The following is a 12,406-nucleotide window of genomic DNA, read 5'->3' as shown; positions in this document are numbered from 1 at the left end:
GCCCGGCCGGTCAACCGTGATTTCCCCGGTCGCCTACCGTTGAAGGATCATGTGGCGCCGCGCGACGATCGGAATCCTCCTCCTGTACGCCGCCTGCGTCGTCGCCATCACGATCTTCCCGATCCGCGTCCGGCCCGCCTCCTACTGGGCGGGCGAACCGTTCATGACCATGGTCCACTGGATCCCCGGCGACGTCGACGCGCCGAGCTTCACGCTGAACGTCATCATGTTCATCCCGTTCGGCGTGCTCCTGCCCCTGCTGTGGCCGGCGACCGACAGCCTCCGGGCGACCGGCCTGCGCGCCCTGGCGGCCAGCGCGTCGATCGAGGGGGTGCAGCTGGTGCTCGGCCTCACCCTCGGCAGCCGCCGCACGATCGACGTGAACGACCTGATCGCCAACACCGCCGGAGCGCTGATCGGCCTGCTCATCCTCCGCCTGGCGGTCCCGTCCGCGGTGCACCGCGCGAGCGCCTGCCCACCGACTTCCCGCCGCCCACCGGCACATCCAGCCCCGCAACCCAGCCCCGGTCCCCAGCCCGGCCCCGGTCCCCAGCCCGGCCCCGGTCCCCAGCCCGGCCCCGGTCCCCAGCCCGGCCCCGGTCCCCAGCCCGCTTCCCAGCCCAGCCCCGGCTCCGAGCCCAGCCCCGGCTCCCGACCCAGCCCCGGCGCCCAGCCCAGCTCGGGCCTGGTCTCCTCACCCAGCTCGGCTCCCCAGTCCAGCCCCAGCCTCGACGCCGGCTCTCAGCACAGCCTCGACCTCGGCTCTCAGCCCAGCCCCGGCGTCGACGCCAGCCCCGGTCCTGATCTCGACGCCGGCTTCCGTCCCGATCCCGGTCCCGGCCGCGGTCCCGCCCTCGACTCGTGATCCCGCCCGTGGTGCAACGTATCGGCGTTCCTGAGCCGGCGGAGGGCCTCAGATCATGAGGTCCGGCTCCACCTGGTGAATCTTGACCGGCATGCCGTCCGGCGTCTCGACGTGCAGGCGGATGCCGAGATCCGGATCCGTGGCCAGCCGCACGATGGTGACGCCACGGTCACGCAACTGCTTCTCCAGGCGCTCGAGGGGCATGGTCGCCGAGAAGTTGAGCTCGACGGTGCTCTCACCCTGCGCCGGGTCGGGTGGCCGGGTGACAAGTCCGATCTGGGCGGTACCCACCTGCATGAGCACCCAGTCGCCGCCCCGCTCCCCGTGGATCAGCTCACCGCCCAGCTGCTCGTAGAACCCGATCGCGGCCGGCATGTCCGCCACGTGGACCATCGGCTGCAGTTGCAGCCCGGGCAGCACCGGCCGAGGAGACGGAACCTTGGCTACCCCCCGCTTCGGCGTCTCTCCCCGCCGCTCGGTGACCTCACCACGCCCCACTGCCTGACTCTGACCATCCGCCAGCATCTGCCGGGCTTGAACCTGTCCGGCTCTGTGGACATGGCCGCCTGTGTGGGTTTGCCCGGCTGTCTGCACTTGGCCGGACGTGTCGGTCTGCCCGGCTGTGTCGGCTTGCTCCGCTGGCTGGCTCGGTCCGGCTGCTCGGCCGTCGGTGGCCGCTTCGTCCCGTGCTGCCGTTGCGGCCGGCTCGGCCATGTAAGCCGGGTCGGCCACGTAAGCCGGGTCGGCCACGTAAGCCGGGTCGGCCACGTAAGCCGGGTCGGCCACGTGGGCCGGCTCGGCGACGATCGATGCCGATGCCGATGCCGATGCCGATGCCGATGCCGATGCCGATGCGGATGCCGGTGCCGATGCCGGTGCCGCCGGTGCCGACGCCGACTGCGGCGCTGGGCCGGATGCTTCGCCGTGCGGGGCTGGCGCCTCTCCCTCCTCGAGGTTCAGGAAGGGCGGGGGGATCGGGCGGGGGTCGGCGGGACTTCCCGAGGCCGGACGGCGAGGGCCCGGGGTGACGGCCGGGGGTGCGGGGCGGGTCGCCTGCGGGTCGGGAGCGGCGGGATGGCCGCCGTGGTCGTTCGCCGTCCTGCCGCCGGCGGTCACCGGTCGTTCCTTGGCCATGGCGGACTCCTGTCGGGCAGCTGTCGGCGCCGGCCGAAATGCCGCCGCCGAAGGGCTCAACGACCCGTACCGCTCATCGATTCATCCCGCCGCGTGCCGACTGCCGCGTCGAGCCCGGCTGCCGCGCGGTGCCGGCTGTCGCGCCAAGCCAGGGCCGTCGCGCGGTGCCGGCTGACGTGCCAAGCCCGGCCGTCGCCGTGCCTGGCTGCCACGCCAAGCGTGGCTGCGGCGCCATGCCCGGCTGTAACGCTGAGCCTGGCTGGGCGCCATGCCCCGCTGTAACGCTGAGCCTGGCTGGGCGCCATGCCCGGCTGTAACGCTCAGCCTGGCTACGGCGCCATGCCCGGCTGTCGCGCCAAGCCCGGGTGCGGCGCCATGCTCGGCCGCTCGGGCGGCCATCGCTTGCCCGAGCCCCTCCTAGTCGTCGAGCTGCGCGTGCTGGATCTCGCGGAGTGCGGCGGTGACGACCTCGGCGATCGGCCGGGTGCCGCTCAGGTGGGTGATCAGCAGCACGGCGTGCAGCGCGAGCGGGGCGGGTGGCGGCGGCGGGGAGCCGTCGTCGTCCCAGACTCCCAGGGCGCTCGCCAGGAGGTAGAGCATCACCTGCGGGTCCGTCTCGGGGCACCAGGTGGCTGCGGACCGCACGCTCTTGTCGAGGACGGCGCGGACGTCGTCGGCGTCGAGGCCGTCGGGGTGGGCCGCTTCCAGTTGCAGGCGCACCGCCGTACCCAAGATGAGCCCGGTCTGGGTCTGGTCCTGCGCGCCGAGCTGGGCCACCGCCTCGGTGAGGGACTCTCGGTCCCGCTCCTGGGCCGCTTTCGCCGCGGCGGCGGTGGCCGCGGCGATGGGCCGGGCGGCGGCGGGCAGGTGGCGCCACTGATCGGTCATGGCGAGACGCTATCCCTGGGGGCCGACAGAATTCCGGCCGGGAAGGGCGCCGGGCCGGGCCGGCAGGTGGCGCCATGGACAACTCATGGCGCGACGCGGACCTTGGGGGCCGACATGATTCCCGCCGGGAAGCGGTCGATGTTGTCCTGGACCCAGCGGCGCAGGTGGGCGAGCGGCTCGCACGCGTCGCGGCCCAGCGGGGTCAGCGAATACTCGACGTGCAGGGGCACGGCGGGATAGACCGTGCGGTCGATCAGGCCGTGCTCTTCCAGGCGGCGCAGTGTGGCGGTGAGCACTTTCGGGCTGACCCCCTCGAGCTTGGCGCGCAGCGCGCCGAAGCGTCGCGGGCCGTCCTCCAGGGCGCCGAGGGCGAGGGTGCTCCACTTGTTGGCCAGCAGATCCAGCATCGGACGGCAGGGGCAGGACGCGTCGTAGACGTCGTGTGCGCGGCCGCAGGAGGTGGTAGCCATCCCGCCATCTTAGTACCCATCGGAAACTAGTGTCCGTTGACGGTAACTAGGGCGTACGGAATAGCTTCCCGGCATGGTTGATCTCATGCGAGCGGTGGGCTACCGCAACAGCTTGCCCGTCTCCGATCCTTCTTCCCTGCTGGACCTGCAGCTTCCGGTGCCGGAGCCGGGCGAGCACGACCTTCTCGTCCGGGTCCGGGCCGTCTCGGTCAACCCGGTGGACGTGAAGGTACGGGCGGGCAACGACCCCCAGGGCGAACCCAAGATCCTCGGCTACGACGCGGCCGGTGTGGTGGAGCGCGTCGGCCCGGCGGTCACCCTCTTCCGTCCCGGCGACGAGGTCTGGTACGCCGGCTCGATCGCGCGGCCCGGCACCAACGCCGAGTTCCACCTCGTGGACGAGCGGATCACCGGCCCCAAGCCCGCGACGCTGGACTTCGCGCAGGCCGCGGCGCTGCCGCTGACCACGCTGACCGCCTGGGAGGCCCTCTTCGACCGGCTGCGGCTGACCGCCGACAGTACGGGCACCCTGCTCGTCCTCGGCGCCGCCGGCGGGGTCGGCGCCATCGCCGTCCAGCTCGCCCGGCAACTGACCGACCTCGAGGTCATCGGTACGGCGTCGCGTCCCGAGTCCCGGCAGTACGTGCTCGACCGCGGTGCGCACCGCGTCGTCGACCATCACGGCGATCTCGCCGCCGCGCTGCCGGACGGCGTCGACTACGTGTTCTCGACGCACTCGGCCGGCATGATGGAGACGTTCGCGCAGATCGTGAAGCCCTTCGGGGCCGTGGTGGCGATCGACAACGCGCCGGATCTGAACGTGTCGCCGCTGATGTCCAAGAGCATCGCCTGGCACTGGGAGCTGATGTTCACCCGGGCCCTGCACGATCCCGCCAGCACGGCGCAGCACGAGATCCTGCGCCAGGCCGCCGAGCTGGTCGACAAGGGAGTGCTGCACACCACGATGACCACTCTCATCGAGAAGATCGACGCCGCCGGCCTGCGCCGGGCGCACGCGGCGATCGAGGCCGGTTCGACGATCGGCAAGACCGTCCTCGCCGGATTCTGATTTCTGTCGGAGCCTCCTGGCATGGTGGCGCCATGAGATTGCACGAGGCGATGGCAGTCCGCGTCGAGCGTGGCGAGTTCCCGGGAATCGTCACGCTCGTCGCCCGGGGCGACCAGGTGCAAGTCGACACGATCGGCACGACCTCGTTCGGCGGGGACGTGCCGATGCGCCGCGACACCGTCTTCCGGATCGCCTCGCTCACCAAGCCGGTCCTCGCCGCCGCCACGATGGTCCTGGTCGAGGACGACGTCATCGACCTGGAGGAGCCCGTTCACCGCCTCCTGCCGGAGCTGGCCGGGCAGCGGGTGCTGGCCCGCGTCGACGGTCCGCTGGACGACACGGTCGCCCCGCACCGGCCGGTGACGGTGGAGGACCTGCTGACCTTCCGGATGGGGTTCGGCCTGATCACCGAGCCGTCGTTCGACCCGCCCTGGCCGGTCAACCGGCGCTCGGACGAGCTGGGCCTCGTGCTCGGCCCGCCCGACCCGCGCACCCGGCACGATCCCGACGAGTGGATCCGCCGGTTCGGCACGCTGCCGCTGATGCACCAGCCCGGCGAGCGCTGGCAGTACAACGTCGGCAGCCTGGTGCTCGGCGTGCTGGTGGCCCGGGCGGCGGGCAAGCCTCTCGGCGACGTCCTGCGCGAGCGGCTCTTCGACCCGCTCGGCATGCGGGAGACGGGCTTCTGGTTGCCTGCCTCCCGAGCCCACGACCTGCCGAGCCACTACCTGACCGAGCCGGGCGCGGACACGATGACCGAGCGCACCGGCACGGGCCCGGAAGTCTGGAGCGAGCCACCGGTCTTCCCCTCGGGCGCGGGCGGGCTGGTGTCCACCGTCGACGAGTTCCACACCTTCGCCCGGATGCTGCTCGACCGCGGCGTCCACGGCGGCACCCGGGTGCTCTCCGAGCAGTCGGTCGAGCTGATGACGAGCAACCGGCTGACGCCCGCACAGGTGGAGTCGGCCCGCACGCTGCTCGGCGGGGCCGGCTGGGGGTTCGGCATGAAGGTCACCGTCGCGGCGGACGCGACGTCGGGCCCCGGGCGGTACGGCTGGTCCGGCGGCTACGGCACGACCTGGTGCAACGATCCGCACGAGGGCCTGACCGCGATCGCCTTCACGCAGGTCGGCGACTTCCTGTGGAGCGGGGCGCAGCAGGAGTTCGAGCGGCTGGCCTGTCTCTGAGGGTGCCTCGCCGTCAGCTCGCGGGGAGAACCAGGAAGGTTTCGGCACAGTGGACGGTGTGCCAGGACGGGGCGGTCTCCGAGCCGTGCGCGGGCGTGCCGTCCGTGCCCAGGTTCCGGGCGTAGCGTGGGTGGGCGCCGCCCGAGACCTGCAGCCGCAGCCGGTGCCCGGCCGCCACCCGGTGGAAGCACTGGTCGAGGCGGACGGTCAGGCGCTGCACCCGGCCGGCGGGCACGGACGGGTCGAGCCGCAGCAGCGCGTCCGAGAAGTTGCGGGAGCGGCCGGTGCGGTCGACGTCGCAGAGCCGCAGGAAGACGTCCGCGTGGGGGTTGTCCACCGAGACCGCCAGCTCGACGACGGGGGAGCCGGCCACGTCCAGGTGGGTCACGAGCGGCGCGGTCGAGAAGGTCAGCACGTCGTCCCGTGCCTCGAGGGCGCGGTTGTCACGCACACCCGCCGAGCCGGACAGCACCCGCCCGCCGACCGACGGCGTGGGATCCGCCGGGTCGTAGCGGAACCTGACCGCCTCAGCGGCGGGGTCGGTGTGGAGTCTTTCCACCAGCGTGCCGTCGGCGCGGAGGCCGAAACGGGCCGGGGTGGTCGGCGGCGGCCAGCTCGTGAGCTCGTGCCACCGCTTCTCGCCGGTGCGGTGGACGGTGACCGGGCCCGGGGTCGGGGCGGTCGGGGGCGGGCGGGTGTCGGCGGCGAGGTGGCGGTCCAGCCAGGCCAGCGTCGCGGGCTCCGCCCGGGGTGCGCCCTTCGTCGCGACGCCCACGTGGGTCCACGGCCCGACCAGCAGCGACACCTCGACCCCTCGCTCGCGCAGGGCTTCGTACTGCTGGAGGGTCTGGTCCAGGAACAGATCCTGCCAGCCGCTGACCAGCATCACCGGCACCGTCACCCGCTCCAGGGCCCCACCCGCGCGGTAGGGGACCCAGAACGGGTCCGTCTCATCGGGATGCGACAGCCACTCCCGGTACCACGGCGCCCGCCCGCGCAGCACCGGCTCGGCGGCGTCCGCCAGCGGCAACCCGTGCAGGCCCGGACGGATCCGGCGGGCCGCGGTCGCGACGTGCCGGATCCGGCGCAGACCGCGCTCCTCCTGGCCGGCGATCTGATGGCTCCAGCTCAGGAAGTCGCCGAGGGTGAACGCGCCCGTGCCGAAGACGGCGGTGCGGAAGTCGTGCGGGCCGACGGCGACGACCGCCGTGCGCAGCTCAGGCGGGGGATCCTGCAGCAACGTCCACTGCGTCCAGCCGAGGTACGAGCCGCCGAGCGTGGCGAGCCGCCCGTCGAACCAGTCGCGGGTGCGCAGCCACGCCACCGTGTCCCGGCCGTCGGCGGTCTCCTGCGCCATCGGCACGAACGTCCCGCCCGAGCCGAACGTGCCGCGGACGCTGCTCACCACCACGTGATAGCCCCGGGCGGCCAGCATGTGGCCGTGCACCAGCGACGCCGGCAGGCCCCGGCCGTACGGGGTGCGCACCAGCACCGTGCCCCGCGCCTTCCCCGCGGGGGCGTAGTGGGTGGCGCGGAGGCGTACGCCGTCGCTCATCGGGATGGGGACGCCGTGGTTCACCGAGTACGTCGTGCGAGGCGGCGGCAGGCGCAGCAGGCGCCCGAGGAGGGAGGTGATCGGCCGGCGCACGGCCCCATCCTTGGCGGCGAGCCGCGCCGAAGGCAAGCGACCATCCGTAAACGTGTGATCACCTTCCGATTTGCCCGGTGTGTCTACTCAATTCACGGCGATGAAACCCGGACATCGCGATCACCCAGTGCGATCGGGCGCCCCGGGGTGCAGACTGCCTCGGGTGAAGCTGCGGCAAACCTCGCCAGGGCTGTGGCGGCCCCGCCGAAGAGACGGAGCGACCCCGCTACCTCGCCGAGAGGGCGGGGCGGCCCCGCTACCGCACACCCAGGGTGTGGCGGCCGCGTTTCCGCGCCGGGACGGTGTGGCGGCCATGCGGCAGCGCCCCGAGGGCGGGGCGGCCCCGCTGTCGCGCCGACCGGCGTGGCAGCCTCGGACGGAGGTGCAGCAGCACATGCTCGGCGGCCGCTACACGCTGCTGGAACCGATCGGCCACGGCGGCATGGCGGTGGTCTGGCGGGCCCGCGACGAGGTGCTGGGCCGTACGGTCGCCGTCAAACTGCTGGCCGGACGGTACGCCGACGACGCGGAGTCGCGCGCCCGCATCCGCGCCGAGGCCCGTGCCGCCGCCGCCCTGTCCCATCCGCACATCGCCCAGGTGTACGACTACGGCGAGGCGGACGAGGACGGTCTGCGGGTCCCGTACGTGGTCATGGAACTGGTGCACGGCATCACGTTGCAGCAGCGTGCCCGGACCGGGGTGCTGGACCCGAGGGAGATCTGCCGGATCGGCGCCCAGGTCGCGGCGGCCCTGGCCGCCGCGCATGCCGACGGCCTGGTGCACCGCGACATCAAGCCGGCCAACGTCATGGTCACCCGGGACGGCGTGAAGGTGGTCGACTTCGGACTCGCGGCCTCGGCCGGGGCCGCCGAGCCGGAGGAGCTGCTCGGTACGCCGGCCTACCTGGCGCCGGAGCGGATGACCTCCGACGCGGTCGAGCCCGCCTCGGACGTCTACGCCCTCGGCGTGCTGCTCTACCGGCTGCTGGCGGGCGAGTCACCGTGGACGGTCGACAGTACGACGCAGATGCTCACCGCCCACGTGAAGGTGGACCCCGTCCCGCTGCCGCACCTGCCCGGGGTGCCGGCAGAGATCACCGCATTGATCAACCGGTGCCTGCGCAAGGAGCCGGCCGGGCGGCCGAGCGCCGCCGAGGTCGCCCGCGTGCTCGGCGGCGGCGCGGTGCTCCGGACCGGAACGCCCCCGCCGCTTCCCGCACCGCCGAGCCGCCGCGGGAAACTGCTGGCCGGAACGGCGGCGACCCTCGCGTTGCTGGCCGTCGCGGGCTGGATGCTCCTGCCCTCGGGCCCGCCGCCGGCGTCCGAGCTGCCCGCGGCGATCTCCGCGCCGCCGGCCGGTGATCCCGTGCCGACCTCGGCCTCCGCGCCGGGCGGCACGACCGCGCCCGGCCTCAGGCCCGGCGCGACCTCCGCGACGATGCCCCGGCGGCCGACGACGGCACCGGCGGACCGGGCCACGTCACCGACGACCGAGCCGGCCGGGAGGCCGAGCGCCTCCGAGTCGCCGGCGGGGCTGCCCGACGGCGTGGCGACGTTCCGGTCGGCCGGGGGCACCGTCGCCGCGCGCTGCACCCTGCTGGGCCTGGCGCGGATCGTGGGCTTCGCACCGGCGAGCCCGTACAAGGTCGAGAGGGTGAATCCGGGCCCCGCGCTCGCCGCCGTGATCGTCTTCCGGGACGGCGGGAGCCGGATCCGCATGACGCTGAGCTGCGTCGCCGGCGTACCGGTGGCCGTCGTGACGACCTGATCCGGCGATCGGGAAAACGCTAAGCCGCCGCGGCGGCCGGTCGATATTGGGGGCCGTCCCGCCGGAAGGAGGCTGCCGTGGAGGCATATATCGACCCCGTGTACGAGTGGACGAGCCTGCTGGTGGGCCCGCAGGCTGTCATTCCGTGGTGGGCGTGGGTGACCCTGCTGGTCATGGTCTTCTGGGGCCTGCTCGCGCCCGGCTTCGCCGCCGCGCGCCGGCGCGAGGAGGAGCGGCAGCGGATCTTCCGCATGCAGGAGGCCGGTTACCGCCGGCTGCGCGGCCTGGACCGCTGGTCCTAGGCCGCCCACCCGGGCGCCGGTCGTGAAGGACCTACTGCGCCTGGATGTACTGGGAGGGCGGCACGCCGATCATGCCGGCGAAGTCGCGGGTCAGGTGCGCCTGGTCGCTGTAGCCGAGCTCGGCGGCGAGGGCGCCGAGGTCGAGGCGGATGCCGTCGGCGGCGCGGGCGGCGGCCTCGTGGAGCCGGTGGCGGCGGATGACCCATTTCGGGCCGACGCCGACGTAGTCGGCGAACAGGCGCTGGAGCTGGCGCATGGTGAGGTCGAACTCGCGGGCGAGGTCGTCGACGCGGGTGATGCCGGGCTCTGCCGCGGTACGGGCGACGACGGCGGCGGCCAGCCGCGCGGCCGGCTCGGGCTGCCGGGGTGCCCGGGCGGCGAGGAACTCGTCCAGCACCGCCACGGCGGTGGCGTCGTCGGCGGCGAGCACCGCCTCGGCCAGCGCTCGGCCCGGTGGGCCGAAGACGTCCTCGACGGCGAGGAACCGGTCGGTGATCGAGGAGACCGGTGCGCGCAGGAAGGGATGGAAGCCGCCGGGGTGGAACCGCACGCCGAAGACCCGTCCGGCGTCGTGCAGCACCTCGGTGAAGCGGCCGCGTGGCACGCCGGCGATCCGGCAGCGGCCGGGCTTGAAGGTCATGTTGACCGCCGGGTAGGGCAGCACCTGCTGCTCGTAGGGTTCCTCCCCGCGAAGGTCCCAGGTGACGATCCAGTAGTGGGCCACGTACGGGCGTAGCTGCGGCGCGGCACCGGGCGCGCGGAACCGGAACTTCTCCTGGCCCGCGCCCGGGTTGAGGATCGCCGGCACCGGTGCAGGTTAGCAAGGCCGGCCGGGCGCGTCGCGTTTGTTCAAGACCGGCTCCCGGCCCTGGCCTAGCCTGCGTTCATGCAGCTCAACACCATCCTGAAGAAGTCGGTCACCGAGGCGGGGGCCGTGGTCCGCGGCGTCGGGCCCGGCCAGTTCCATGCGCCCAGCCCGTGTGCCGACTGGGACGTACGCGCCCTCACCAACCACCTCCTGCAGGTCGCGTCTGCGCTGCACCTCGCCGGCCGGCGGCAGCCCGTACCCGGCGACTTGTGGGGCCGCGATCTGATGAGCGAGGGGTGGGCCGACCGCTTCGACGAGGAGGGCCGCGCCGCGGCGGCCGCATGGGCGCAGCCCGGGGCCTGGGACGGCACGGTCGGCATGGGCGGGGCCGAGATGCCGGCCCGGGTGATCGCCACCATGCTCGTCAGCGACCTGGCCATCCACGGGTGGGATCTGGCCCGCGCCACCGGGCAGGACTACCACTGCGACGACGACGTCGCCGAGGCGACGTGGCGGTTCCTCGCCGAAACCGGCGAGCAGGGCCGCCGGATGGGCATCTACGGCACCCCGGTGACCGTCGCCGACCATGCCGCGCCCTTCGAGCGGGCACTGGCCCTGAGCGGCCGCGACCCACACTGGGTCCGACCTTGCGCGTGACGACCACCCGCGGAACCGAGGACTCGTCGTCCCTCGGGTCAGCGGCCGGCGCGGAGGACCGCGACGCCGTCACGGTCAGGCGCCTTCCAGCAGGGACTTGATCCGGGCCAGGTCGGCGCGGTTGGCCCGCCGCATCGCCGTCGCCAGCATCGGCGCGGCGACCCGGGAGAAGCCCGACGGCTCGCCCCGGTTGCGCAGCGTCATCCGGGTGCCGCCGCCGTCGGCCGGCTCCCAGGTGTACGTGGTCTCCATCGGGAACGGGCCCTGCGCGGTGCGCATCACCAGCCGCTCCCCGGGGGCGTACTCGACGATCTCGTACGTGTAGCGCAAGGTACGGCCGAGGAACTGCGCCTGGAACGCGACCCGGCTACCGAGGCGCAGCGGCGGCTCGCTCTCCCATTCCACCGAGGCGATGTTGGCGTACCAGCGGGGCGCGTTGCCGGGATCGGCCGCGTAGGCGGCGACCTCGGCCACCGGCCGATGGATCACGGTCTCGGTCAGCACGTCGACGGCCATCCAGCCTCCTCACCGCGCGATCCTAACGGCGCAGGCCGCCCGCCCGGCGGCGATGACGCCGCTCGATCACCCCTACGAGTACGCGGGCAGTCGACCGCGCGGAGCACGTGGCGGTTGCGGAGGGCCGCCGGAGCCGGTACGAGCCGGCCGACCCCCGGCAGGTTGTGCTCTGGTCGAGCGGGTTCAGCGGGTCGCAATCAGGTCGGCGAGCAGGTTCTCGATGCGGGACTTGATGGCGTCACGGATGGGGCGGACGGCGTCGACGCCTTTGCCGGCCGGGTCGTCGAGCTTCCAGTCCTCGTACCGTTTGCCGGGGAAGACGGGGCAGGCGTCGCCACAGCCCATCGTGATGATCACGTCGGAGTTCTCCGCGGTCTCGTAGTCGAGCAGCTTGGGGGTTTGGTCCGTGATGTCGATGCCGACCTCGGCCATGGCCTGCACGGCGGCGGGGTTGATGCGGTCGGCGGGCGCACTGCCGGCGGAGCGGACCTCGACCTGGTCACCGGCGAGGTGACGCAGCCAGCCGGCGGCCATCTGGGAGCGGCCGGCGTTGTGCACGCAGACGAACAGGACGCTGGGCTTGTCGCTCATGATCGGGTTCCTTTGCGGTCAGGTGATGGCGGGGCTGCGGCGTTCGAGCAAGATGACGTCGCGCCAGCGGCCGTGGTGACGGCCGATGCGCTCGCGGGTGCCGACGGTGCGGAAGCCACAGCGGTGGTGCAGGGCGAGGCTGGCGGTGTTCTCGGGGAAGATGCCGGACTGGATCGTCCAGATCCCGGCGGTCTCGGTGGAGGCGATCAGCGACCGGAGCAGGGTGCGGCCGATGCCGCGTCCGCCGTGGCCGGGGTCGACGTAGACCGAGTGCTCGACCACGCCGGCGTAGGCGGGCCGCGACGAGACGGGGGAGCAGGCGACCCAGCCGGTCACCGAGCCGTCCGTGCCGAGCGCGACGAACCGGTGCCCGGGCAGCCGGGCGGCGTCGAACGCCGCCCACGTCGGTGGCTCGGTCTCGAAGGTGGCGTGCCCGGTGGCGATGCCGGCGGCGTAGATCGCGAGTACGGCACCGGCGTGGTCCGCGGTCATCGGGACCAGCC

Annotated in this window: 14 protein-coding genes; 6 read left to right on the top strand and 8 right to left on the bottom strand. The window is 73.4% G+C overall.

Translation table 11 applies throughout. The annotated features are described in order from the left end of the window. Positions 1-49: 49 nt before the first annotated feature. The gene (locus IEY99_RS34810; protein WP_189198794.1) at positions 50-865 is read left to right on the top strand and encodes a VanZ family protein; all 816 of its coding nucleotides are present in this window, start codon (positions 50-52) and stop codon (positions 863-865) included. 48 nt (positions 866-913) lie between these two features. On the opposite strand, the gene IEY99_RS33875 is transcribed toward IEY99_RS34810, so the two are convergent. From IEY99_RS33875 to IEY99_RS01165, 3 genes are all read right to left on the bottom strand, one after another. Further along, positions 914-1,999, bottom strand: coding sequence for a VOC family protein (locus IEY99_RS33875; RefSeq protein WP_229797984.1), 1,086 nt, complete (start codon positions 1,997-1,999; stop codon positions 914-916). A 417-nt stretch (positions 2,000-2,416) separates the two neighbouring features. Next, complete coding sequence (locus tag IEY99_RS01170) at positions 2,417-2,887, bottom strand: hypothetical protein (RefSeq protein ID WP_189198793.1); 471 nt, start codon at positions 2,885-2,887, stop codon at positions 2,417-2,419. An 83-nt stretch (positions 2,888-2,970) separates the two neighbouring features. Next, on the bottom strand, positions 2,971-3,357 hold the full coding sequence (locus IEY99_RS01165) for a winged helix-turn-helix transcriptional regulator (protein WP_229797982.1): 387 nt from the start codon (positions 3,355-3,357) through the stop codon (positions 2,971-2,973). A gap of 73 nt (positions 3,358-3,430) precedes the next feature. On the opposite strand from IEY99_RS01165, the gene IEY99_RS01160 reads away from it, so the two are divergent. Next, positions 3,431-4,426: a zinc-binding alcohol dehydrogenase family protein gene (locus tag IEY99_RS01160; RefSeq protein ID WP_229797981.1), complete on the top strand. Its 996-nt coding sequence runs from the start codon at positions 3,431-3,433 to the stop codon at positions 4,424-4,426. Between the two features lie 32 nt (positions 4,427-4,458). Continuing rightward, positions 4,459-5,613 (top strand): serine hydrolase domain-containing protein, encoded by a 1,155-nt coding sequence (locus IEY99_RS01155; protein WP_189198792.1) that lies wholly within the window; start codon positions 4,459-4,461, stop codon positions 5,611-5,613. Between the two features lie 13 nt (positions 5,614-5,626). On the opposite strand, the gene IEY99_RS01150 is transcribed toward IEY99_RS01155, so the two are convergent. Further along, positions 5,627-7,261, bottom strand: a complete 1,635-nt coding sequence (locus IEY99_RS01150) for a CocE/NonD family hydrolase (protein ID WP_229797980.1) — start codon at positions 7,259-7,261, stop codon at positions 5,627-5,629. A 313-nt stretch (positions 7,262-7,574) separates the two neighbouring features. Between IEY99_RS01150 and IEY99_RS01145 the strand changes: the two genes are divergently transcribed. Next, positions 7,575-9,029 (top strand): serine/threonine-protein kinase, encoded by a 1,455-nt coding sequence (locus IEY99_RS01145; protein WP_229797979.1) that lies wholly within the window; start codon positions 7,575-7,577, stop codon positions 9,027-9,029. A gap of 77 nt (positions 9,030-9,106) precedes the next feature. Then, positions 9,107-9,331: a hypothetical protein gene (locus IEY99_RS01140; protein WP_189198791.1), complete on the top strand. Its 225-nt coding sequence runs from the start codon at positions 9,107-9,109 to the stop codon at positions 9,329-9,331. Positions 9,332-9,362: 31 nt separating this feature from the next. On the opposite strand, the gene IEY99_RS01135 is transcribed toward IEY99_RS01140, so the two are convergent. Further along, positions 9,363-10,139 (bottom strand): AraC family transcriptional regulator, encoded by a 777-nt coding sequence (locus IEY99_RS01135; RefSeq protein WP_189198790.1) that lies wholly within the window; start codon positions 10,137-10,139, stop codon positions 9,363-9,365. A gap of 78 nt (positions 10,140-10,217) precedes the next feature. Here IEY99_RS01135 and IEY99_RS01130 point away from each other — a divergent pair, with 78 nt between their 5' ends. Continuing rightward, positions 10,218-10,796: a TIGR03086 family metal-binding protein gene (locus IEY99_RS01130; RefSeq protein WP_189198789.1), complete on the top strand. Its 579-nt coding sequence runs from the start codon at positions 10,218-10,220 to the stop codon at positions 10,794-10,796. A 75-nt stretch (positions 10,797-10,871) separates the two neighbouring features. Here the strand turns inward: IEY99_RS01130 and IEY99_RS01125 are convergent, their stop codons facing one another. From IEY99_RS01125 to IEY99_RS01115, 3 genes are all read right to left on the bottom strand, one after another. Continuing rightward, positions 10,872-11,312 carry an SRPBCC family protein gene (locus IEY99_RS01125; RefSeq protein ID WP_189198788.1) on the bottom strand — a complete coding sequence of 147 codons (441 nt, stop codon included), beginning with the start codon at positions 11,310-11,312 and terminating at the stop codon, positions 10,872-10,874. Positions 11,313-11,495: 183 nt separating this feature from the next. Continuing rightward, the gene (locus tag IEY99_RS01120) at positions 11,496-11,903 is read right to left on the bottom strand and encodes an arsenate reductase ArsC (protein ID WP_189198787.1); all 408 of its coding nucleotides are present in this window, start codon (positions 11,901-11,903) and stop codon (positions 11,496-11,498) included. An 18-nt stretch (positions 11,904-11,921) separates the two neighbouring features. Then, complete coding sequence (locus tag IEY99_RS01115) at positions 11,922-12,395, bottom strand: GNAT family N-acetyltransferase (RefSeq protein ID WP_189200478.1); 474 nt, start codon at positions 12,393-12,395, stop codon at positions 11,922-11,924. Between the last annotated feature and the right edge of the window lie 11 nt (positions 12,396-12,406).

The sequence above is a fragment of the Couchioplanes azureus genome (assembly GCF_014648355.1).
Lineage (GTDB): Bacteria > Actinomycetota > Actinomycetes > Mycobacteriales > Micromonosporaceae > Actinoplanes > Actinoplanes azureus.
The sequence above is the reverse complement of the archived record's forward strand: the minus strand, read 5'-3'. Positions and strand labels throughout refer to the sequence as shown.